Origin of the sequence: Streptomyces sp. CT34 (assembly GCF_000805335.1) — a bacterium.
In the GTDB taxonomy this organism is placed as follows: Bacteria; Actinomycetota; Actinomycetes; order Streptomycetales; family Streptomycetaceae; genus Streptomyces.
The window spans coordinates 7,878,081-7,899,412 of record NZ_KN708638.1 but is presented as its reverse complement, the minus strand read 5'-3'; the positions used below and the strand labels follow the sequence as shown (position 1 = coordinate 7,899,412).

The window sequence follows — 21,332 nt, the reverse complement described above, 5'->3', positions numbered from 1 at the left end:
ACGGCGGATGGGGACAACCGTTCGCGGTGCGCGGCCTCCCGTGGCGGGGTTCCTGACGTCCGCGGCGCCGAACTCCGGGGTGAGCGCCCGGCAGCGGCCAGATGAGGCGGGCGGCTGCCGGCGGTTTGCGCGGAGCGGGTGCTGGAGGTGGCGGCGGCCCGCGGGTACCGCCAACTGGTGCCGGGGGCCTGGGGATGCGGGGTGTTCCGCGACGAACCGGCCGGTGTGGCACGGGCGTTCGCGGTGTCGGTGTGGCATGGGCGTTCGCGGTGCCGCGGCTGCCGGGTCCGGTTCGCCGGCCGGTTCGGTTCGGGCAGGTGGGGTGCGCCGTGCTGGACCAGCGGGCGGACTCCCCCACCAGGGATGGCTTCCGCGCCGCGTTTCCTGTGTGATCCGGGGGGCCTTCCGCGAGCCGCGGAGGGCGGTGGCCGGTCCGGCCCAATACGGCCCTGTACGGGACAGGTCGGAACAGGCCGGGGGCGGCCGGGATTGCTCCCGGCCGCCCCCGGTGGGTGTCAGCCGGCGGACTTGGCCGGCTGCTTGCCCGGTACGGGCGTGGCGTGCGGACCGCAGGTGACGTCCTTGGGGTCGGTCCTGCCCTCCAGGAAGTACGCGTCGACCCGCTTGTTGATGCAGGGGTTGACCAGACCGGTGACGCCGTGCGAACCGGCGTCCCGCTCGGTGATCATCCGGGAGCCCGCGAACCGCTTGTGCAGCTCCACGGCGCCGTCGTACGGCGTCGCCGCGTCACGGGTGCTCTGCACGATCAGCACCGGCGGCAGGCCCTTGCCGGTCGTCACGTCGACCGGGGTCTGCTGCTTGACCGGCCAGCTGGCGCAGGGCAGGTTCATCCAGGCGTTGGACCAGGTCATGAACGGTGCCCGCTTGTTGACGCGGGTGTTGTCGCGGTCCCACTTCTGCCAGCTGGTGGGCCACTTGGTGTCGGTGCACTCCACCGCGGTGTAGACGGCGTTGCCGTTCTCCGCCGCGATGTTGGCGGCCTTGTCGGCGAGGTGCGGTCCGGCTTTGTCGATCAGCGGCTTGCTGTCGCCGGCGACGTACGCGCTCCACGCCTGGGCGACCTCGGCCCACGAGGAGTCGTAGTACGGCGCGTTCTGGAAGAAGGCGGTGAGCTCGGCGGGGCCGACGACGCCGCCGATGGGGTTCTTCTTCGCGGTGGCGCGCAGCTTCGCCCAGGCGGCCTGGACCTTCTTGGGGGTGTTCCCGATGTGGTAGGTCGCGTCGTTCTTGGCGACCCACTTCTCCCAGTCGCCCCAGCGGGTCTCGAAGGCGATGTCCTGGTCGAGGTTGGCCTGGTACCAGATCTTCCCGCGCGAGGGGTTGACGACGCTGTCGACCAGCATCCGGCGGACGTGGTCCGGGAAGAGCGTGGCGTAGACGGCGCCCAGGTAGGTGCCGTAGGAGACGCCGAGGTAGTTGAGCTTCTTCTCACCGAGCGCGGCGCGGATCACGTCCAGGTCGCGGGCGGTGTTCGGCGTCGTCATGTACGGCAGCAAGGCGCCGCTGCGGTGGGCGCAGCCGAGGGCGTACTCCTTCGCCAGCTTGCGCTGGGCGCGCTTGTCGGCCTCGCTGCCCGGAACCGGGTCGGCCTTGGGGGCCTTGACGAACTCCTGCGGGTCCTCGCAGGAGATCGGTGCGGAGTGGCCCACGCCCCGGGGGTCGAAGCCCACGAAGTCGTACGCCTGGGCGGTCTTGGCCCACAGGGGGCTCTTGCCGGTGATGCGGTTCGGGAACCGCATGCCGGATCCGCCGGGGCCGCCCGGGTTGTAGACCAGCGAGCCCTGCCGCTTCTGCGGGCCGCCGGTGTTGACGGCCCGGTCGACGGCGAGCTTGATGGTGCGGCCGTTGGGCCGGGCGTAGTCGACCGGGACGGTGACGTAGCCGCACTGGACGGGGGCCTTGAAGCCCCAGTCGGCAGGGCAGTCCTGCCACGTGATGCCTGCCTTGGCGGCGCGGGCGGCGGCGATCTGGACGCCGCGCGCTTCGGCCGGTCCGCCGGGCCGCGGCTCGCCCGCGGCGGCGGGCGTCGCGGCGATCGCTCCGGCTATGAGGGCGCCGGACACCAGGGTGCCGGCGGCGCCTAGCGCTGCTGTTCGTTTCATGTGTGGGGATCCCCCTGCAGGGTGCGCCGCATGTCGCGGCGGTGATCACAGCGGTACAGGGGGATCATTTCGTCTCCTGGCCGTCCTTGACCAGATTCGGCCAGAACTTCTTTACCAGACCGTAGGATTACCACGGTTGCGACGAGAGGGGGTCACCCGGCGTGGCGCCGGGTAACTGTCCGGACATGACCGTGCCGCCCCCTATGGTGTCCGCGCAGGACATCGGCAAGTTCTTCCTCACCGCCGACGGCCGTGCCGTCCAGGCCCTGGACGGTGTCTCGCTGACCGTCCGGGAAGGCGAATTCGTCTGCGTCGTCGGCCCGTCGGGCTGCGGGAAGTCCACTCTGCTGCGGATACTCGGCGGGCTGACGGAGCCGTCGGCCGGCACCGTCACACGGCAGCCGGGGCAGCCGCCCGCCGCCCCGGCGGCGTTCGTCTTCCAGGACTTCGCCGTCCTGCCCTGGCTCACCGTACGCAGCAATGCCGCATTCGGCCTGCGGATGGCGGGGGTCCGGCGGCGGGAGGCCGCACGGGCCGCGGATGCCTGGCTGCTGCGGATGGGCCTGGACGACTTCGCGGACGGGTATCCGGACCAGCTCTCCGGCGGGATGCGGCAACGGCTGGCGCTGGCCCGGGCGTTCGCCACCGGCAGCCCGGTGCTACTGATGGACGAGCCGCTCGGCTCGCTCGATCCGCAGACCCGGCGGCTGATGCAGGAGCAGTTGCTGGAGCTGTGGCAGGAGGAGCGCAAGACCGTGGTGCTGGTGACGCACTCCCTCGACGAGGCGCTCCTGCTGGGCGACCGGGTGCTGGTGATGTCGGCGCGTCCGGGGCGGGTGACCGACGAGTTCACGGTGCCGTTCGCCCGGCCCCGCGATCCCGGCATCCAGGACGGCCCGGAATTCGGCCGGCTGCGCGCCCGGATCTGGGACCTGCTGCGCGACCAGCTGTCGGTGGGCGCCCGGTGACCGCCCCGCCACGGCTGCGCGCCGTCACACCCGCCGACCAGGCCGTCCGCGCCGTGGCCGTACGGGCCCGGCGGACGACCTGGCGGTACGCCGCGCTGGGCATCGCCGTACCGGCCGTGCTGCTGCTGGCCTGGCAGGCCGCGGGGATGGCGGGCCTGCTCGACCCGCTGCTGTTCCCGCCGCCGTCGCGGATCGCGGTCCGCTGCGTCGAGCTGGCCGCGGCGGGGGACCTGGGCGCCGACACCGCCGCCACGCTCGGCCGGCTGGTGCCCGGGTACGTGATCGGGGCGGCGGCCGGTGCGCTGGCCGGGTTCGTGATGGGCGTCTCCCGCACCGCGGGCGCCGCTCTGGGCCCGCTCTTCTCCGCGCTGTACTCCGTGCCCAAGATCGCCGTACTGCCGCTGCTGCTGCTCCTCTTCGGCCTGAACGACACCCCCAAGATCCTCTCCGTCGCGATCACCGTCTTCTTCGTCCTCCAGATCAACACCGCCTCCGCCGTCCGCCAGATCGATCCCCGGCTGCTGGAGTCGGCCCGCTCGTACGGGGCTACGGGGCTGCGGCTGCTGCGGTTCGTGCTGCTGCCGGGCGCGCTCCCCGGGGTGCTGACCGGGCTGCGAACGGCGTCGGGGCTCGGTGTGGTGGTCGTCGTGGCGGTCGAGTTCGTGGCGTCCGAGAGCGGCCTGGGCCATCTGATCTGGAACGCCTGGACGCTCTTCCAGCCCGACCGGATGTACGTCGGCCTGGTCGCGGTCGCGATGCTGGGCTCGCTGTTCTCCGCCGCGGTGACGCTGGCCGGGCGCCGGGCGATGCCCTGGCGCTCCCCTTAGCCGGTTGGCCGGGACCGACCGATGCCTGCCGAAAGGACCCCTCCCCCATGCCCCGTCCCCTCCCGCCCGTCCGGTCGGCCCTGTCGGTGCTGCTCGCCGTCCTCGCCCTGCTCATCGCCGGCTGCGGAAGCGGCGGTGCGGGCGGGGACACGGTCGGCGGGTCCACGGTGCGGGTCGCGCACGTCCCCTCCACCCTCTTCGCCCCGCTCTATATCGCCGAGACCAAGGGCTACTTCAGGGAGCAGGGCCTCAGGGTCCGGTTGGAGACGGTCAGGAACGGCCAGGACGCGGTGCCGCTGGCCGCCTCCGGGAAGGTGGACGCGGTGGTGGCCGGGTTCTCCGCGGGGCTGTTCAACGGGGTGGCCAAGGGGCTGAAGGTGAAGGTCGCCGCGTCGATGGGCACCGCCACCGGGGCCGGGCCGTCCCCGTCCGCGCTGGAGGTGTCCCAGCGGCTGCTGGACTCGGGGGAGGTCAAAACCGCCGCCGATCTGCGCGGCCGGAAGATCGCGGTGTCCGGCGGGCCGGGTGCGGCCGGCGGCTACCAACTCGCCGCCGCGCTCCAGCAGTCGGGGCTGACCCTCAAGGATGTCACGGTGGTCGATGTCGCCTTCCCCGACATGCGCACCGCCCTGTCCACCGGCAGCGTCGCAGCGGCACTGCCGCCCGCTCCGCTGACCACGGCCATGGAGGAGGCCGGGGTGTCCACGCCACTGGCCGTGCCCCCCAGGGGAACGGTCGCGACCGGGGTGCTCTTCGGGACCCGGTTCGCGGCGACGCCGGCCGCCGCGAAGTTCCTGACGGCGCTGCGCAAGGGCGCCGCGGACCTCCAGGGGACCGGGCGGACTGCGGAGGTCAATCTGCGCATCCTGGCCCGGGCGACCGGGCAGCGGCTGGGCGTGCTGCGGCACACCCCCTCGTACGAGTGGGACCCGCAACTGCTCCCGGATGCACGGCAGCTGATGCGGCAACAGGCGGCGTACCGGGAGGCCGGGCTGCTCGACGGCAGATCGCTCACGGCGCGGGATCTGGTGGGCTGACCGTCACCGCGGACCGGCCGCAGACAACGGGCCGAGGAAGGGCGAGAACCGGTCAATTGCCGTACGCATAACCCCTTTACGTATGCCCGGCGCCCGCCTTGCGTTACCTTCCGTGCAGGCTCTCCCACTCACCGCCACGTGGGAGAGCTTCCGCGTTTTGCCGTATGCCCGCCGGAAGGAGACCTGAAGTGCCCGGTATCGACCAGGTGTTGGCCCGAGCGATGGGGATACCCGGAGTCCTGGGTGCCGGGCTCGTCGACTGGACCAGCGGGCTGACCCTCGGTACCGCCGGGCAGGCACCGCACGCCGATCACGACGCCGCCGCCGCGGACACCGCCGAGGTGGTGCAGGCCGTGGCCCGTAGCGCCACCTTCGACACCACGGGCGGAGCGGGCGGCGCGGGCCCGGCGCTGGAGGATCTGATCATCACCGCCGCGGGCAGTTACCACCTGATCCGCTTCGTGCCCACCGCCTTCGACAGCCAGACCTTCCTCTATCTCTGGCTGGACCGCGCCCAGGCGAATCTGGCCATCGCCCGGTTACGCCTGCGGGATCTGACCGCGGAGCTGGTCAGCGGTTGACGGCCCGTCATGGCACCTCCATTGCTGGCCCGTTCGACCACGTCCGGCGACGACGGCGGATCCGGTCTGCTCGGCCGGTACGCCGCCGAGCGCGCCACCGGCGCGCTGCGCGCTCCGAACGGCTGCGTCTATCTCCGCGAGGGCGCGGTCTACTGCGTCGAGTGCCCGGCGGCACCGGCGCCCGAGGCCCGGCTCACCGCGGCCGGACGGCTCTCCGCACGGTCCCGGCAGCGGGCCGCGGAGGCGGCGGGTGCGCAGCGGCGCGGTGGCCGGTTCCTCGTCGAGCAGGGGTGGCTGACCCAAGGGGAACTGGAGATCTGCCAGCTGGGGGCACTGCTCGACGCGGCGTTCTTCGTGCTGCCGCTGGCGCCCGGAAGCACCACCTTCACACCGGGCGAGGTGCACTGGCTGGGGGTGGTACGCCTGGTCAGCGCGGTGGCGCTCCAGGAGGCGACGGTGCGCCGGCGGGCGCTGCTCGACCGGCTGCGGCCCTGGGCGGCGGCCGACGAGGCGCCGGTGGTCCCCGTGCTCCCGGTCGCCCCGGCGAGGTCGGACGGGCCGGGTGGCCCGGGTGACCCGGCGGGGCCGGCCGGCGGGGTGCGTCCGGCCGTCACCGGCCGGCAGCGGCGGCTGCTGGAGCACGCGGACGGCCGGCACACGCCGTACGAACTCGCCCATGCGCTGGGCCAGTCCGCGTATCTGACGCTCCTCGATGTCCGGGGGCTGGCCGCGGCCGGGCTGATCCGGCTGCCCGCGCAGCCGGCGGCGCTGCCCCGGCGGCGCCCGGGGGCGTCCGGGGCGGACCGGCGCGCCGCAGCCCCCGGCACCGCGCCGCGCTGGCACCTGCCGGACCCGGGCGTCCTGGAGACCGCCGATCCGGACATCGCCCTCCTTGCCCGACTGCGCACCGCGCTGGAGGAGAACCTGTGAACCCCTGCGAACCCCTGCCATGAGGCACGTATTCGGCAAGCGTGCCGGAAGAAGGAGATTCAGCAAACCGATGACGATCGAATCCGAGGCGATCGCACCCGGAATCCGGGAGGAATTGCTCGCACTGCGCGACCAAGTGCGGCACATGCACGGCGGAATGGTGGCCAGTGCCGACGGCATGGTCATCGCGCATGATCTGCCGGACATCGAACCGGACGGCCTCGCCGCGCTCACCGCCGCGGCGATCGGGGTCGCCAAAAGGCTGGCCGACGCCACCGGGCAGGGCACGTTCGAGGAATCCCTCACGCGTGGCTCGGGCGGCTATATCGCGGCCTATTCCGCCGGGCACCGCGCGGTCCTCACGGCCGTGGCGGGACCGGACACCAATATCGGGCGGCTTCATTTACAGGCCCGCCGGACCGCGGCGCGGATCGCGGGACTGCTCGACACACCGCCGGGCCGCTGATATCCGCCCGCGCACCACAAGAAGGCAATACCCACACCGAAAGGCTCGACCCGTCATGGCTCAAATGGAAAGCGCCCTCGCCGAAGCGATGTCGACCATCGAAGGCTCCATAGGCGTCGCCCTGGTCGACTACACCAGCGGAATGGCGCTGGCCACGCTCGGCGACAACCAGACACTGGACCTCAATGTCGCCGCGGCCGGAAATACCGACGTGGTACGCGCCAAGCTGCGCACCATGGAAATGCTGGAACTCCAGGGCGCCATCGAGGACATGCTGATCACGCTGACCACGCAGTACCACATCATCCGGCCGGTGACGGGCAAGAACGGCAGCGGCCTGTTCCTCTACCTGGTGCTGGACCGGAAGCGCGCCAACCTCGCGCTGGCGCGCCACCGCCTGGCCCGTCTGGAGGCCGAGCTGGAGGTGTGAGACCTCAGCCGGACAGTGCCTCGTCCAGCAGTCGCCGCAGCCGCAGCCCGTCCGGGGCGACCGCGGTGACCAGGGCGGCGGGGCCGGCGAGCGGTGCCAGGACGCCCTGGCCCGCGCCGTCGCCGGCCTCCCCGCCCAGGAGCCGCACCGTGGCCGGCTGGGCCTCGAACTCCGGCTTGACGACGAGGAGTTGCCCCACAGCACGGTTGCCGTCCAGGACGGCCGAGGTGTCCCAGCCGGGGGCGCCGGGGCCGTAGGCGGTCTCCTGGTCGAGCAGCGTACGGCCGGCCCGGCGGACCGTGAGGCGGCTGCGCAGGGCGCCGGTCCGCTCGCCGCTGCGGCCCAGGACCTGCTCCTCGCGGAGCACGAGCCGGGCGGTGGGGGCGAGTTCGACGGTGGTGGTCATCCGCAGATCGCTGCCCTCGGCGGAGATCAGCGGTTCCGGCAGCCACTCCAGCACGGCGCCGTCGCCGACCGTCAACCGCACGTCGTAGGTGGCCTGTTCGGCGGTGCGGCCGGGCAGTGCGACGGTCGCCGCGGCGGCCGTGATGCGCAGCGACGCACCCGCTTCGGCGGTCGCCTCGATGCCCAGCCGGTCGCCGCCGAGCGGGGCGCTCATGGCGCCCACCAGGCACACCCGGGCCTGGCCGGCGTGCGGCCGGATACGGCGCAGCGCGAACGGGCCGCCGCCGTCGAGGACCGGCAGCCGGGTCGTGCCGTGGGTTCCGGCCCGCGCGACGATGCGGGCGGTGGCGCGCAGGCCAGCCGCCGGGAGGGCGGCGGCCGGGAGGGCGGCGGCCGGCGGTGGCGCGGGGGTGGGAAGGGCGGCGGTCATGCCCGTGCCGCGGTCCAGTCGGACAGCCGGGCACGGACCCACTCCGCCACGGGGGCGACACCGTTCGGCTGCTTGAGGGCGGTGAAGGCGACGGGCAGTTCACCGCGCTGCGCCTTGGCGTCGCGTGCCATGCCTTCGAGGTCGACGCCGACGTAGGGCGCGAGGTCGGTCTTGTTGACGACGAGCAGGTCGGCGGTGGTGACGCCGGGGCCGCCCTTGCGCGGGATGTCGTCGCCGCCGGCCACGTCGATGACGAATATCTGGGCGTCGACCAGGCCCTTGGAGAAGGTCGCGGTCAGGTTGTCACCGCCGGATTCGACCAGGACGAGGTCGAGCGGGCCGACGCCGTCCTCCAGGTCCTCCACCGCCTCCAGGTTGGCGGAGATGTCGTCGCGGATGGCGGTGTGCGGGCAGGCGCCGGTCTCCACGGCGGCGATCCGCTCGGCGGGCAGCACCGCCTCGCGGAGCAGGAATTCGGCGTCCTCGCGGGTGTAGATGTCGTTGGTGACGACGGCGATGGACAGCTCGTCGCGCAGTGCGCGGCACAGGGCGGCGACGGTGGCGGTCTTGCCGGTGCCGACCGGGCCGCCCGGGCCGATGCGCGGCGCCCGCCGGGTCCCGTCGGCGCGCACCGGGTCGGCGGCACTGTAGGTGTGCCGCTCGGGGAAGCTGTCCTGGTGGTCGAGGTGCATGGTGGTCACTCCGGTGGTTCGTACGGCCGCGGGGTGCGCGGCGTGGTGGGCGGCGGGGGTCAGGACGCGAAGAGGCGCACCGGCCAGGCGGCGTGTGCCTCGGCGGTGATGTCGAGCAGTGGCGCGGAGGCGGCGGGCAGCGCGTCGAGCCCTTCGGTGGCGACGCGGGCGGCGGCCTCGGCTCCCTGTTCCGCGACCCGTTCGAGGTCGGGGGCGAGGCGGGCGAGGACCGCGGTGGCGTCGAAGGGGTCCAGGCTCAGCAGGCGGACCGCGGCGGTGGCCGGGCCGCTGATGTTCTCGTAGGCCACCGCGTGGGCGGCGTCCAGCGGCGTCAGCCCGGCGGACCGGGCGGCCAGGCCGAGGACGACCGGCTGGTGGGCGCCGCGCGGGCGGGCCGCGGCGAGCGCGTCGAGCTCGGGTCCGGGCCAGGTGGCGCGGGCGGCCCGCATCATCTGGCGGCCGAGCCGCCGGGCGACCTGGCGCAGCGCCGGTACCGGCGTACGGGCGTCGGCGGCGTCGTCCAGGAGGAGCGGGTCGCAGCCGGCGGCGGCTGCCGCGGCGAGTCCCGCGGCGACCAGGCCGGCGGTGTGCAGCCGGCCCCGGCAGAAGGTCTCCAGGGTGGCGGCGTCCTTGATACGTCCCGCGGTGACGGCCGGTTCGGCGCCGCCCGAGTGGGCGTGCCCTCCGGCGGGGAACCGGCCGTCGGCGAGGACGAGCAGTGCTGCGCGGCTCATGCCGACACTCCCCCAGTCTCCGACCGGGGGACCCCCACGCTTCGCTCGGCTTCGCATTCGCTCAGCGCGCGCCTTTGAATGATTCGCTCGCTACGCTCGCTCATCGGTGGTGCTCCGGATCATTCGATGACGACATGGACGGCACGTCAGAAGAGGAAGTACCGCTGTGCCATGGGGAGTTCGGTGGCGGGGGTCGGTTCGACCACCTCGTCGTCGATGGTCACCGTGAAGGTGTCGGGGTCGACCTGGACGCGCGGCAGGGCGTCGTTGTTGCGCATGTCGGCCTTCTTGACGCCGCGGGTGGAGCGGATGGCCTCGAAGGACTTCGCCAGCGGGAGGCGCTCGGGGAGGTTGTCCTCGATGGCCTGCTGGGAGACGAAGTTGACCGAGTTGCTGCCGGGGGCCCTGCCGAAGGCGCCGAACATCGGGCGGGGCAGGATCGGCTGCGGGGTGGGGATGGACGCGTTGGCGTCGCCCATCTGCGCGTAGGCGATCTGGCCGCCCTTGATGACGAGCTGCGGCTTGACGCCGAAGAACGCCGGGTCCCACAGGACGAGGTCGGCGAGCTTGCCGCTCTCGACCGAGCCGACGACGTGGTCGATACCCTGGGCGATGGCCGCGTTGATGGTGTACTTCGCGACGTAGCGCCGGGCACGGTGGTTGTCCGCGTGGCCGTCGCCGGGCAGGGCGCCCCGGCGGCGCCTCATGACGTGGGCGGTCTGCCACGTACGCATCACGACCTCGCCGATCCGGCCCATGGCCTGGGCGTCGGAGGACATGATCGAGATGGCTCCGAGGTCGTGCAGGATGTCCTCGGCGGCGATGGTGGAGGGCCGTATCCGGGATTCGGCGAACGCCAGGTCCTCGGGGACGGCGGGGTTGAGGTGGTGGCAGACCATCAGCATGTCGAGGTGCTCCTCGACGGTGTTGACGGTGTGCGGTCGCGTCGGGTTGGTGGACGCGGGCAGCACGTTGGGCTCGGAGACCATCGCGATCATGTCGGGGGCGTGGCCGCCGCCGGCGCCTTCGACGTGGAACGCGTGGAGGGAACGGCCGGCGATGGCGGCGATGGTGTCGCCGAGGAAGCCGGCCTCGTTGAGGGTGTCGGTGTGGATCGCGAGCTGGGCGCCGCTCTCCTCGCACACGCTCAGACAGGCGTCGAGGACGGCGGGCGTGGCGCCCCAGTCCTCGTGGATCTTGAAGCCGAGGACGCCGGCCTTCAGCTGGTCGCGCATCGACGGCAGCGACATGGTGTTGCCCTTGCCGAGGAGCCCGACGTTGACCGGCAGGTTGTCCATCGACTCGAAGAGCCGGGCGATGTGCCAGGCGCCGGGGGTGATGGTGGTGGCCTTGCTGCCCTCCGCGGGACCGGTGCCGCCGCCGACGAGTGTGGTGATGCCCGAGGACAGCGCCTCGTCCACCTGCTGGGGGCAGATGAAGTGGACGTGGGTGTCGATACCGCCGGCGGTGAGGATCTTGCCGTTGCCCGCGATGATCTCGGTCTCCGGACCGATGACCAGGTCGGGGTGGACGCCGTCCATGGTGTCCGGGTTGCCGGCCTTGCCCAGGGCGGTGATCCGGCCGTCCCGGATACCGACGTCGGTCTTGACGATGCCCCAGTGGTCGAGCACCACGACACCGGTGATGACGGTGTCGGGCGTGCCTTCGGCCCGGGTGGCGCGGGACTGGCCCATCGATTCACGGATCACCTTGCCGCCGCCGAACACCGCCTCGTCGCCGGCCCGGCCGGGGCCGCCCGAGCGGTCCTCGGTGATCTCGATGACCAGGTCGGTGTCGGCGAGCCGGATCCGGTCGCCGGCGGTGGGGCCGAACAGGTCGGCGTACTCCTGGCGGGTCAGATCAGCCATCGAGCGCTCCTCCGGTCTCGCCGCGCAGTCCCGCGACGATCCGCTTGCCCCCGATGGGGACCAGCTCGACCTCGGTGGGGATACCGGGCTCGAAGCGCACGGCGGAGCCGGCCGCGACGTTCAGCCGCTTGCCGTGCGCCGCGGCGCGGTCGAAGTCGAGGCCGGGATTGGCCTCGGCGAAGTGGTAGTGCGAGCCGACCTGGACGGGGCGGTCGGCGGCGTTGAGGACGGTCATGCGCGTGAGGGGAAGGCCTTCGTTCAGGCGTACCGGCTCGTCGGCGTAGAGGATCTGTCCCGGGATCATCTTCGTTACTCCCGCGGTCAGTTGATGGGTTCGTGAACGGTGACGAGCTTGGTGCCGTCGGGGAAGGTCGCCTCGACCTGCACGTCGTGGATCATCTCGGGGACGCCTTCCATGACGTCGTCCCGGGTGAGGACCTTCCGGCCGGAGGACATCAGCTCGGCGACGGAACGGCCGTCCCGGGCGCCTTCCAGGATGTGCACGGTCAGCAGCGCGATGGATTCCGGGTGATTCAGCTTCACTCCCCGCGCCCGCCGCTTTTCGGCCACGTCTGCCGCCACATGAATCATCAACCGTTCCTGCTCATGCGGGGTCAGTTGCATACGTTCCACCTCACAGTGTTCCCGTCCGGGCGCATTTACCCAGGTCACGGGCGTTGACACACCCGCGCAGTTAGATGTACCACACAGTGATTAAAGGGGGAGCAAACCGGCCTCCAGCACTTGGGTATCAACTTGCCCATCGACCCAGCCTAGTTCGGCGAGATTTCATCGCCGTTACGGCAGACGGGGCGAAACGGGGCCCAGGCGCGCTCTACGTAACACGCCGGAAATCACCGAGCGCTCCCGGGATGGCGACCGGATTCGCCGCGGACTTTCCCGTTCGCCGCAGACTTTCCCGCCCCGAGCCCGGCAGCTCACCCGGAAATCCGGTGGCGAATTCCACTCCCCGGAAGTCGTTCCGGAAAGCCCGAAGCCCCGGCGATACACGGCAACCAATCGGGACTATCCGCATAAAACAGACGCCATTCCGATTCACGATCGGGACTGTCCGGTATCCGCTCTTGACTGATTTCAAACGCGGTCGTAATCCTCATGAGCGCGTCAAATCCGCTGGGCAACACTTCCCCCACACCAGCATCGGAGCCACATCGTGACCCGCTCAATCCGTACCCGCCGTATCGTGCTGGCCACCGGAGCCTGCACCGCCGTCGCCGCCCTGCTGGGCACCGCCGCCGCGGCCCAGGCCACCTCCTCCCGGCCGCTCGGCGCCCCGGACATCCCGGTGGCCGCCGTCAAGGCCCACCTCGACAAGCTCCAGTCCATAGCCGACGCCAACGGTGGCACCCGCGCCCACGGCCGGCCCGGCTACCAGGCGTCGGTCGACTACATCAAGGGCAAGCTGGACGCCGCCGGATTCACCACCAGGCTCCAGGAGTTCGAGCACGGCGGTGCCAAGGGCTACAACGTCATCGCCGACTGGCCGGGCGGCGCCGAGGACAAGACCGTGATGGCCGGCTCCCATCTGGACTCGGTCGACGCGGGCCCCGGCATCAACGACGACGGCTCCGGCTCGGCCGGCCTGCTGGAGGTCGCGCTCGCCGTCTCCCGGGAGCACCTCAAGCCCGCCAAGCACCTGCGGTTCGCCTGGTGGGGCGACGAAGAGGACGGCATGGTCGGCTCCCAGCACTACGTCGACAGCCTCGGCGCCGACAAGGCGAAGCTCGACTCGTATCTGAACTTCGACATGATCGGCTCGCCGAACCCGGGCTACTTCGTCTACGAATACGACACCCGGCTGACGAAGGTCTTCAAGGACTGGTTCGCCACCAAGAAGATCCCCACCGAGCGGGAGACCGAGGGCGACGGCCGCTCCGACCACGCGCCCTTCAAGAACGCCGGCGTCCCGGTCGGCGGGCTGTTCTCCGGCGCCGACTACATCAAGACCGACGCCCAGGCGAAGGAGTGGGGCGGCACCGCGGGCAAGGCGTTCGACGCCTGCTACCACCAGTCCTGCGACACCTCCAAGAACATCGACGACACCGCGCTGCACAACAACAGCGACGCCATCGCCAACGCCCTGTGGCAGCTCAGCTCCTGACGCTCCCACAGCACCGGGCGGTCCCGCGTCGACGGACCGCCACGGCGCAGCGCACGGTCACCTCCCGCGACCCGGCCGCCGATCCCCGGTGGCCGGGTCGCGGTGTTCTGCCGCGATGCCGAACCGCTGCCGTTCGCCGGCAGCGGACGGCAGCTGCCGGACGGCGGAGACCGTGCTGATCACCTGCTCCTGCTCCGGGTCCGCCGCCCGCTGCCCCAGCTCTTCGAGTCGCTCCAGGTCAGCGGCGGAAACGAGGGCCACCAGCGGCTTCCCGTGGCGTGTGACGACCACCCGCTCGCCGCCGTAGACGACGCGATTGATCAGATCCGCCAGCTCGGCTCGGGCTTGCGTCACCGGAATTTCGTAGGCCATGCTCCTAGCCTACGTAACGTCCACCTGGTCCACCGTGGTCCGTGGCGACAGCGACTGTCCAGGTCAGAGGTGTTCGCGTGCTCCCGTGCGCTCTCGTTTGTGAGAGATGTGTGAGACCGGGTGAGACGACCCGCTACCCGCAGCGGAGCGGCTGCAGCACACGGCGACCGCGCTGGCCCACACGGTCGGCACCGACCAGACACCCATCATCCCCGACACCGCGAACACCGCCTGGCTGTGGCTGCACGCCTCCGACGACCTGGCCGGCCTGACCGACCGAGTGCGGACGGCAACCGACCCCGCCCCGGGGGTGCACCTCGCCCTCGGTCCGCCCGCACACGGCATGAGCGGGATGCGCGGCAGCCACTATGGCGCACACGAGGCGGAACGCTTCGCCCGGCTCGCTCCCGGTGACTGTCCTTCGGGCGTCCGATCCCGCGCGGCGCCTGGCAGCAGGTTCCGCTCCGCGTGCTGGTTCCGTCCGCACTCGTCGTCGCCGTGCTGGGCTGGCCAGTACCGCTGCTCGGCATCTCGCTCGCCGGGTTCCTGATCGTGGACGCCCTTCTCGGCGCGATCGCGCGCCGGCGTCACATCCCTGCCGCTGCGGAATGACCGGCCACTCCCTGCATGAACCGGTCTTGTTCAATGCATGAAGGCCGTCAGACGAACGGCGATCGGAACTGGCGACCCGGCCCTTACGACTGACTGGGCCGCCTCCTACGTGCAGCCATTCCACTCGATGCTCGTCCACGGCCCGAGCGAGGCGTCCCGCCCGATGACGCGGTGAGTCGTGGTCGTACCCGACCCACCGAACCGGCTCCGTGGGTTCAAATCCCACAACCTCCGGAGGCAGATGGCCCCTGACCAGGGAACTCCCGGTCGGGGGCCGTTTTCGTTCCCGGTCGCTGTGCATCTGCGGCTGACCGTCCTTGACTGCGTTTTACCGCCCCGTCCGGCACGGATTGGCACGTACCGGACCTGGCGGGGCGGTATGGCGCCTTGGACAAGGCCGTGTGTCGTCCATCCTGGGGGTTCGCCAGCTGTGCGCTGCCTCCTCTGAACCTCGGCCGCCTTGCTGCAAGGACCGTGATCTCTCGGACCCCGGTGAAGGGCTCCGACGCCAGTGACCGGTTGGGAACCTGGTACGCCGCGGCCAAGGGCCGTACTCCGATCCAGCCGATGCCGTGCAGGTGGCCGTACTCCCGGCAGAAGTGAGGCCGGAGGCGGCCCGGCCGGGACCGCTCTCGACCGGCCGTCGCCGAGGCCCGTAAGCCCGTCACGGGTGTCAGGACCGGACGTGCGGAGTCTCTGGGAACTCCGGGGCCCGCTCGGCCGACTAGTGGGCTGTGGAGCAGAGCAAGGTGGGTGCCCTCGGCATGGACGTACGGCTTCGCGGTGTCGTGTGCCGGCATGGTCGTCTTGAGGCGGTGTCGGGGGTGGATCTGGATGTGGCGCCGGGTGAGCGGATCGCGCTGACGGGGACGAACGGTTCGGGGAAGACAACGTTGTTGCGGGCCATGCTCGGCCTGCACCGGAAGGTGGACGGCGAGCTTCTGGTCGGCGGCCGGGGCACCCGGACGGCGGCGGAGTGGGCCTGGCGGCGGCGAGCGTGTGCGTGGATTCCGCAGCGCCCGGTGGCGGGGCGGTTTCCTTTGCTGGCACGGGAGTTGCTGGCGAGCAGCGGTGACCAGGGGGCGGCTGCCGCAGCCGCTGGGCGGTTGGGGGTCGGCGCGCTGGCCGACCGGTCGTTGGACAGCCTGTCGGGTGGCCAGTTGCAGCGGACGCATCTGGCGCGGGCGGTGGGGTGCGTGGCGGCGGGTGCCGGGGTGGTGCTCGCGGACGAGCCCACCGCGGCCCTCGACTTCGCCGGGCAGGAGGAGGCGGCGGAGGTGCTGACGTCACTGGGGGTGACGCTGCTGGTGGTCACCCATGACCGGGCGATGGCCGAGCGGTGCGACCGGGTGCTGGAGATGGCGGCGGGCCGGCTGCGGGAGGTCAGATGAGCGCGTTCGAGCAGGTCGGTGCGTTGTTGCAGTTGGTACCGGTGCAGCGGGCGGGCTTCGGGCTGCTGCTCGCCGCGCTGGGGCTGCCGGTGGTCGGGGTGGTGATCGTCGGGCTCGACATCATGCCGGTGCGTTTCGCGATGATGCACGTGGCGCTGTTCGGCATCGCGGTCGGCCAACTGGCGGGGCTGGACCCGGTGTTGTGTGCGCTGGTGGCCTGCGGGTTGGCGGGCGCGGGGGTGGCTCCGCTGGCGCGTACGGCCGAAGCCCTGTCGGGGGCGATGGGCTTGCTGATGAGTCTGGCGATCGCCGCCGCGCTGCTGATGCTGGCGTTGTCGGGGGTGAACGCGAACGGGGCGTTCGCGTTGCTGTGGGGGTCGATTCTTGCGGTGCGTCCGGCGGATCTGGCCGTGCTGGGCGTGCTGGCGGTGGTGGTTCCGGTGTTGTTCGTGTGGCGCCGGCGGGAGTTGGCGCTGCTGCTGCACGACCGGGAGCTGGCGCTGTGCTCGGGGGTGGCGGTGCCGCGGCTGACGGTGGTGCTGCTGGTGCTGGTGGCGGTCGCGGTGGCCGGGGCGATCCGGCTGACGGGGGCGTTGCTGGTGGACGCGCTCACGTTGCTGCCCGCGCTGGCGGCGCGGCGGCTGGGCCGGTCGTTGGGGGCGATCACCTGTTGGGCGGTCGGTATCGGCGTCGTGGTGAACGTCGTCGGCTTTCTGGTCTCGCTGGCCTGGGACCTGCCGCCCGGGCCGATTCTCGTGCTCGCCGCGGGCGCGGTCGCTCTCGCGGTCCACCTGCTACCGGAACGGAGAACACGCTCATGGCGCGCGTCCACGTCCCCCTCCTCTTCCCCCTCCGCAGCCCAGTCCACTTCCCCGTCCGCGTCCGGTCCTTCGCCGCGGTGAGTGCCGGGTTGCTCCTGTTGACCGCGTGCGGCGGTTCCGGTGCGTCCGATGCCGCCAAGGCAGGCAGTTCGGCCGGCACCGGGTCGTCCGGGCCTGTGGTGGTGGCCACCTCGTCCTGGGAGGCGGCGCTGGCCAAGGCGGCCGGCGCGAAGAACGTCAAGTCCATCGTGCCGCCGTCGATCCGCCACGCGCCCGACTACGACCTCAAGCCGTCCGACCTGACCGCCGTCGCGGGAGCGGATGATGTGCTCTACGCGTCCTTCGAACCGTTCGCCGGCCGGGTCAAGAGCGCCGGGGGCTCGAAGGCGAAGATGGTCGAACTCCCCCTCGACGACAGTCCGGAGACCACCAAGGCCAATGTCACCCGGCTGGGCAAGCTCTTCGGGACCGAGCAGGCCGCGGCAAAGTGGAACAGCACCTTCACGAAGGAGTGGAACACGCTGTCCCAGCAGCTGAAGGCCGCCCGGCCCGGCGGCAAGGCCCCGGTGGTGGTCGCCCAGTCGTTCACGACCTGGGCAGCCAAGCTCGCGGGCGCCCAGGTAGCCGGGACCTACGGGCCGGATGCCGTGACACCGGCCCAACTGTCCGCGCTGTCCGCGAAGAAGCCGGCGTTCGTGCTGGACAACGAGAACATGTCGACGGGGACGGTACTGCCGGGAACCGGCACCAAGCAGCTGGAGATCGTCAACTACCCCGGGGCGGACCTCGACCTGCTCGCGGTCTACCGCAATGCCGCCGAGCAGATGCGGAAGGCGTTCGCCGGATCCTGAGCGGACGGTGCAGAAAGGGGAAGGGGAGAGCCGCCTGTTCGGCGGCCCTCCCTTCTTCATGCCGGCGTTTGGCTGTTGTCGTCAGCCCGCCTGTGCGTGATCGATTGGGAGCCTGGCAGCGACGCGGGCCCGCAGTGCCGCCCGGTCCGGCTTGCCTGCCGGGGTCAGCGGCAGTTCTTCGTCCACCAGGAGCAGGTGCTCGGGTTGCTTGCGGCGTTCCACTCCGCGTGCGTCGAGGTGGGCGCACAGGCTTTTCAAGGTGGGCCGGCATCCGTGCTTGGGTACGACGCAGGCGGCGAGGCGTTCGCCCATGAGCGGGTCGGGGGCGCCGACACAGATCACGTCGCGGACGTCCGGGTGGGAGGAGAGTTCGCCTTCGATTTCGGCGGGGCTGATGTTCGCGCCGCCGCGGATGACGATGTCCTTGAGGCGGCCGACGACTCGGAGGGCGCCGTCACCGTCCAGGGTTCCCAGGTCGCCGGTGCGTACCCAGCCGTCGGCGGTGCGGTAGCGCATGTTCAGCTCGGGAGCGCCTACGTAGGACAGCGGTGTCATAGGGCCGCGGGCGATGATTTCGCCGGGCTCTCCGGGACTACTGCCGGGCAGCGGCGCGATGCGGATCTCGCAGACGGCGGGATCCGGTATGCCCGCCGTGTTCCCGGGGCCACGGTCGGGTGCGGCGTTCTCGGCGAGCCCGGTGTGGCAGTGGACGCCGTCGGCTGATCCGTAGAGGTTGACCACCGGGCAGCCGAAGGCGCGGCGGGCCCCTTGGCGGGTGGCCGCATCCAGCGGTGAGCCGCCAAGGACCAGCGCCGTCAACCCTGTTGGTGCCTTTCCTTCCTTCTCCAGCCAGCCGAGCATCATGCGGACCATAGTGGGCACGCACAGGACATGGGTGGGCCGGTGGGCGTGGATCGCCTCCAGCGCGGCGTCCGGTGTGAAGCGGTCCAGGAGTACCAGGGTTCCGCCGTGGCGGGCGAGGGTGACGGCGGTTCCGCTGGCGCCGAAGGCGGAGCCCAGCGGTGTCAGGAACAGGCAGCGGGGCCGCGTTCGGTCGGGCAGCAGGGCGGCGAGGGTGTTGCCACGGCCTCCGGCCAGTGCGTTGTGGGAGTAGGCGATCATCTTGGGTTCGGCTTCGGTGCCCGAGGACACCAGGATCCGGGCCGCCGTGTCGGGGTCCGTGCGGGCCGGGGTGAAGTCATCCGCACCGGTGCGCAGGAGGTCGGCCAGGGACACACAGCCGTCGGGAGCGGGTCCGGCGCCTGCGGCGATCACGGTGCGCAGGGCGGGTAGGGCGTCGGCCTGTGCGGCGAGTTCCTCGGCGTGCCCGATGCCGAGGTGTTCCGTTGCGGCGATGACGGCGCGGGCTCCGGAACGGCTCAGCAGCGACCTGGCCTCCCGGCTTCCGCGTCCGACCGGGAAGGGCAGGGCGACCGCTCCCAGGGCGGCGGTGGCGAGGTCGGCCGCCACCGCCGGCCAGCTGTTGGGAAGTTGGATGCCTACGACGTCGCCGGGACAGACGCCTGCCTCGGCCAGCCCGGCGGCCAGGCATCGTGCCCGGTCGTCCAGTTCCGCGTACGTCGTTTCACCGTCCGCGTCGATGACGGCAGTGCGGTGCGGGCCGGTGACGCGATGGCAGCGGAAGAGCGCATACAGGTCGAGATCTGGGCAGTAGCCGTTGGCAGCCCATGCGCGTCGCAGTGCGGTGGGAACCAGGTCGTGGATCCGAGGTGTCACTCGAACCTCCAGGGGGAGGGAACGACGAGGGAGCCGTAGCGGTCACGGGTGAGAGCGCCGCGGAGCCGCGGGTCCGCCGGCAGTGCGGCGAGATCCGTGGCGACCACGGTGGCGGTCAGGCCCTGGTCACGCAGGACGGCGACAGCCTCGTGGGAGGTGAGCCGGCCCAGGTGGCCTGCCCGGGCGTTGGCGGCTCGTGCGGAGCCGTCCGCCGGTGTCATCCACCCGTCGGCGGTGGGCAAGGGGCGACGGAAGCCGGCCGGACGGCGCGCTTCCCGGCCCGCCGCGGCGCGTCGGAGCGCGGGTGCGGTGAGTGTCTCGGCAGCGCCGAGCAGTGAGGATTCCACGCGTACGCCGTGCCGGGTGCGTTCCCGCAGCAGGAGGGCGGCGAGCACGGCCTCGGCGCCGAGCAGCCCGCCGAGTACATCGATCAGGGTCATCAGCGACGGGGCGGTCGGCTCGTCCGCGGGCCGTGCCGCCTCCCCGACGCCGGTGCGGGCCTGCACCATGAAGTCGGTGCCAATTGGGGCGTCGGGGAGGCGTCCGCCCCAACCGCTGGTGTGGGCGTAGACGAGACGGGGGTTGACGGCCGCGAGGTGGTCGGCGTCCAGGCCGAACCGTTCCGCTTTGCCCGGTGCCCAGTTGTGCAGGAAGACATCGGCGTCGGCGATCAGCTCACGCAACTCGGCTTGCCCGGCCGGGGACTTGATGTCGATCTGGAGGGCGCGCTTGCCTCGGTTGAGGGCGAGCCAGCGGGCCGAGATGTCGGAGCAGCACGGGGGCATGCCGCGCAGTGGATCCCCGCCGGGTGGTTCCACGCGGATCACGTCGGCGCCGAGCAACCCGAGGAGGTGGGCGGCGAGGGGGGCTTGGATACGGCGGCCCGCCTCCAGCACGGTGAAACCCGACAGCGGGCGGGCGCTTTCGCAACGCGACGCCATCGGCGACGGCGGCACGCGGATCGGCGCCAACGGTACGTAGGTCCACGGTGCGCCGGCGCTCGCCTCGGTGACGCGGTCGGCCAGTGTGTGCAGCCGGCACACCTCGGCTCCCGAAGCGCCGGCGGCCTGCCGGATCCGCGCCCAGGAGGCAGCGCGCGTCGTCGCGTGCAGTTCCTCGGGCAGCGGAGCGCAGGCAATGGCGTAACGGAACTGGAAGGGGCGCCAGCCGGTGCGAATCGCCGCCTCGGGCGCGCCCAGGCCACGCCAGAACCCGGCCCAGGTGGCAGGTTCCAGCGCCTCCAGTTCGAACCGGGTACCGCACGCCGCAGTGAACGGGGGACCGCCCGGCTCCAGGACAACGGCCTCCGCCTCGGGTGCCCCCGCCGCCGCGATGTACTGGGAAACCGCCAGCAGAGCGGCCCGGTCGGCGCCACAAGTGACGTGCGTGGCACCGCCACCGCGGACCTGTCCCAGCAGAGCGGCGAGGAGTCCCTGCACGGTGGCCACGGCGGCGCAGGTGGCGGTGTAGTCGACGGCGAGGCCGAGCGGCCGGCCGTCGCGTCGCCCATGGACGTGCATCACCCCTGTGGCCGCCTGCGCGGTGGCCTCGTCGGCGACGTCCGCCTCCGGACACAGATCTGCCCACACCGTGTCGGAGGTGACCTTGCCGAGCCCCAGGCAGGCGACGGCGAGCTGCCCTCGCTCACCCGCCGGCACGGACTCGACGGTCGTCGCACCGAGCGCGCGCAGGGACCTGCGGGCTGGGTCCGTGAATGCGGGAGGGCCCACGGCGCATACGGCCGCCTCCGCCAGCGGGCGGGTGGCAGTGAAAACGGGAAGATTCCCCATGGCCTTCTCTCAGGTGGTCAAGGACGTATGGGAACCGGAGAGGGGTGCGCACCGACCAACTCCACGGCCAGTTAGTCGGATTGTCGTCTTGCCGGGTTCCCGGTGCCCCGAAGGAGGCCGTGGTCGTGATCAACGCCGAGTCGAG

At 71.8% G+C, this 21,332-nt stretch carries 21 protein-coding genes and 2 pseudogenes; 13 read left to right on the top strand and 10 right to left on the bottom strand.

Features of this window, described 5'->3' with window-relative positions; all coding sequences use genetic code 11:
- Nucleotides 1–43: 43 nt before the first annotated feature.
- Nucleotides 44–392 (top strand): annotated as a pseudogene (locus tag RZ84_RS42185) (TIGR02452 family protein); the annotation flags it as partial.
- A gap of 123 nt (nt 393–515) precedes the next feature.
- On the opposite strand, the gene RZ84_RS34140 reads toward RZ84_RS42185, so the two are convergent.
- Nucleotides 516–2,123 carry an alpha/beta hydrolase gene (locus RZ84_RS34140; RefSeq protein ID WP_043268485.1) on the bottom strand — a complete coding sequence of 536 codons (1,608 nt, stop codon included), beginning with the start codon at nt 2,121–2,123 and terminating at the stop codon, nt 516–518.
- A gap of 185 nt (nt 2,124–2,308) precedes the next feature.
- Between RZ84_RS34140 and RZ84_RS34135 the strand changes: the two genes are divergently transcribed.
- From RZ84_RS34135 to RZ84_RS34105, 7 genes are all read left to right on the top strand, one after another.
- Nucleotides 2,309–3,091 carry an ABC transporter ATP-binding protein gene (locus RZ84_RS34135; protein WP_052230369.1) on the top strand — a complete coding sequence of 261 codons (783 nt, stop codon included), beginning with the start codon at nt 2,309–2,311 and terminating at the stop codon, nt 3,089–3,091.
- On the top strand, nt 3,088–3,918 hold the full coding sequence (locus RZ84_RS34130) for an ABC transporter permease (RefSeq protein WP_052230368.1): 831 nt from the start codon (nt 3,088–3,090) through the stop codon (nt 3,916–3,918). The genes RZ84_RS34135 and RZ84_RS34130 overlap by 4 nt, the downstream gene beginning before the upstream one ends.
- 47 nt (nt 3,919–3,965) lie before the next feature.
- Complete coding sequence (locus RZ84_RS34125; RefSeq protein WP_198540104.1) at nt 3,966–4,955, top strand: ABC transporter substrate-binding protein; 990 nt, start codon at nt 3,966–3,968, stop codon at nt 4,953–4,955.
- Between the two features lie 188 nt (nt 4,956–5,143).
- Nucleotides 5,144–5,536 (top strand): hypothetical protein, encoded by a 393-nt coding sequence (locus RZ84_RS34120; RefSeq protein WP_043268483.1) that lies wholly within the window; start codon nt 5,144–5,146, stop codon nt 5,534–5,536.
- Nucleotides 5,537–5,545: 9 nt separating this feature from the next.
- Complete coding sequence (locus tag RZ84_RS34115) at nt 5,546–6,466, top strand: hypothetical protein (protein WP_052230367.1); 921 nt, start codon at nt 5,546–5,548, stop codon at nt 6,464–6,466.
- A 70-nt stretch (nt 6,467–6,536) separates the two neighbouring features.
- The gene (locus RZ84_RS34110) at nt 6,537–6,932 is read left to right on the top strand and encodes a roadblock/LC7 domain-containing protein (RefSeq protein WP_043268481.1); all 396 of its coding nucleotides are present in this window, start codon (nt 6,537–6,539) and stop codon (nt 6,930–6,932) included.
- Between the two features lie 55 nt (nt 6,933–6,987).
- Nucleotides 6,988–7,362 (top strand): roadblock/LC7 domain-containing protein, encoded by a 375-nt coding sequence (locus RZ84_RS34105; RefSeq protein WP_043268479.1) that lies wholly within the window; start codon nt 6,988–6,990, stop codon nt 7,360–7,362.
- 4 nt (nt 7,363–7,366) lie between these two features.
- On the opposite strand, the gene RZ84_RS34100 is transcribed toward RZ84_RS34105, so the two are convergent.
- The 6 genes from RZ84_RS34100 to RZ84_RS34075 all read right to left on the bottom strand — a co-directional run bounded on the left by RZ84_RS34100 (nt 7,367) and on the right by RZ84_RS34075 (nt 12,115).
- Nucleotides 7,367–8,197, bottom strand: coding sequence for an urease accessory protein UreD (locus RZ84_RS34100; RefSeq protein ID WP_043268477.1), 831 nt, complete (start codon nt 8,195–8,197; stop codon nt 7,367–7,369).
- Nucleotides 8,194–8,889: an urease accessory protein UreG gene (gene ureG / locus RZ84_RS34095; RefSeq protein ID WP_043268475.1), complete on the bottom strand. Its 696-nt coding sequence runs from the start codon at nt 8,887–8,889 to the stop codon at nt 8,194–8,196. Before ureG ends, RZ84_RS34100 begins: the two co-directional genes overlap by 4 nt.
- Before the next feature lie 59 nt (nt 8,890–8,948).
- Nucleotides 8,949–9,623 carry an urease accessory protein UreF gene (locus RZ84_RS34090; protein ID WP_043268473.1) on the bottom strand — a complete coding sequence of 225 codons (675 nt, stop codon included), beginning with the start codon at nt 9,621–9,623 and terminating at the stop codon, nt 8,949–8,951.
- A 146-nt stretch (nt 9,624–9,769) separates the two neighbouring features.
- Nucleotides 9,770–11,491, bottom strand: coding sequence for an urease subunit alpha (locus tag RZ84_RS34085; protein WP_043268471.1), 1,722 nt, complete (start codon nt 11,489–11,491; stop codon nt 9,770–9,772).
- Entirely contained in the window at nt 11,484–11,795 is a 312-nt protein-coding gene (locus RZ84_RS34080) for an urease subunit beta (RefSeq protein ID WP_043268469.1), read from the bottom strand. Before RZ84_RS34080 ends, RZ84_RS34085 begins: the two co-directional genes overlap by 8 nt.
- A 17-nt stretch (nt 11,796–11,812) precedes the next feature.
- On the bottom strand, nt 11,813–12,115 hold the full coding sequence (locus RZ84_RS34075) for an urease subunit gamma (protein WP_043268467.1): 303 nt from the start codon (nt 12,113–12,115) through the stop codon (nt 11,813–11,815).
- Nucleotides 12,116–12,665: 550 nt separating this feature from the next.
- Here RZ84_RS34075 and RZ84_RS34070 point away from each other — a divergent pair.
- The gene (locus RZ84_RS34070; RefSeq protein ID WP_043268465.1) at nt 12,666–13,613 is read left to right on the top strand and encodes a M28 family metallopeptidase; all 948 of its coding nucleotides are present in this window, start codon (nt 12,666–12,668) and stop codon (nt 13,611–13,613) included.
- Between the two features lie 57 nt (nt 13,614–13,670).
- Here the strand turns inward: RZ84_RS34070 and RZ84_RS34065 are convergent, their stop codons facing one another.
- On the bottom strand, nt 13,671–13,985 hold the full coding sequence (locus tag RZ84_RS34065; RefSeq protein WP_043268463.1) for a type II toxin-antitoxin system Phd/YefM family antitoxin: 315 nt from the start codon (nt 13,983–13,985) through the stop codon (nt 13,671–13,673).
- Between the two features lie 417 nt (nt 13,986–14,402).
- On the opposite strand from RZ84_RS34065, the pseudogene RZ84_RS37630 reads away from it, so the two are divergent.
- The 4 genes and pseudogenes from RZ84_RS37630 to RZ84_RS34050 all read left to right on the top strand — a co-directional run.
- Nucleotides 14,403–14,597, top strand: a pseudogene (locus RZ84_RS37630) (PepSY domain-containing protein); the annotation flags it as partial.
- Nucleotides 14,598–15,361: 764 nt separating this feature from the next.
- Nucleotides 15,362–15,988 carry an ABC transporter ATP-binding protein gene (locus RZ84_RS34060; protein WP_043271665.1) on the top strand — a complete coding sequence of 209 codons (627 nt, stop codon included), beginning with the start codon at nt 15,362–15,364 and terminating at the stop codon, nt 15,986–15,988.
- The gene (locus tag RZ84_RS34055; protein ID WP_052230366.1) at nt 15,985–16,890 is read left to right on the top strand and encodes a metal ABC transporter permease; all 906 of its coding nucleotides are present in this window, start codon (nt 15,985–15,987) and stop codon (nt 16,888–16,890) included. Before RZ84_RS34060 ends, RZ84_RS34055 begins: the two co-directional genes overlap by 4 nt.
- A complete protein-coding gene (locus RZ84_RS34050; RefSeq protein WP_052230365.1) occupies nt 16,806–17,660 on the top strand; it encodes a metal ABC transporter substrate-binding protein in 855 nt (284 codons plus the stop codon). The genes RZ84_RS34055 and RZ84_RS34050 overlap by 85 nt, the downstream gene beginning before the upstream one ends.
- Before the next feature lie 81 nt (nt 17,661–17,741).
- On the opposite strand, the gene RZ84_RS34045 is transcribed toward RZ84_RS34050, so the two are convergent.
- Together RZ84_RS34045 and RZ84_RS34040 are read right to left on the bottom strand one after the other, a co-directional pair.
- Nucleotides 17,742–19,397, bottom strand: a complete 1,656-nt coding sequence (locus RZ84_RS34045; RefSeq protein ID WP_043268461.1) for a class I adenylate-forming enzyme family protein — start codon at nt 19,395–19,397, stop codon at nt 17,742–17,744.
- On the bottom strand, nt 19,394–21,187 hold the full coding sequence (locus RZ84_RS34040; RefSeq protein ID WP_078894483.1) for a CoA transferase: 1,794 nt from the start codon (nt 21,185–21,187) through the stop codon (nt 19,394–19,396). Before RZ84_RS34040 ends, RZ84_RS34045 begins: the two co-directional genes overlap by 4 nt.
- Between the last annotated feature and the right edge of the window lie 145 nt (nt 21,188–21,332).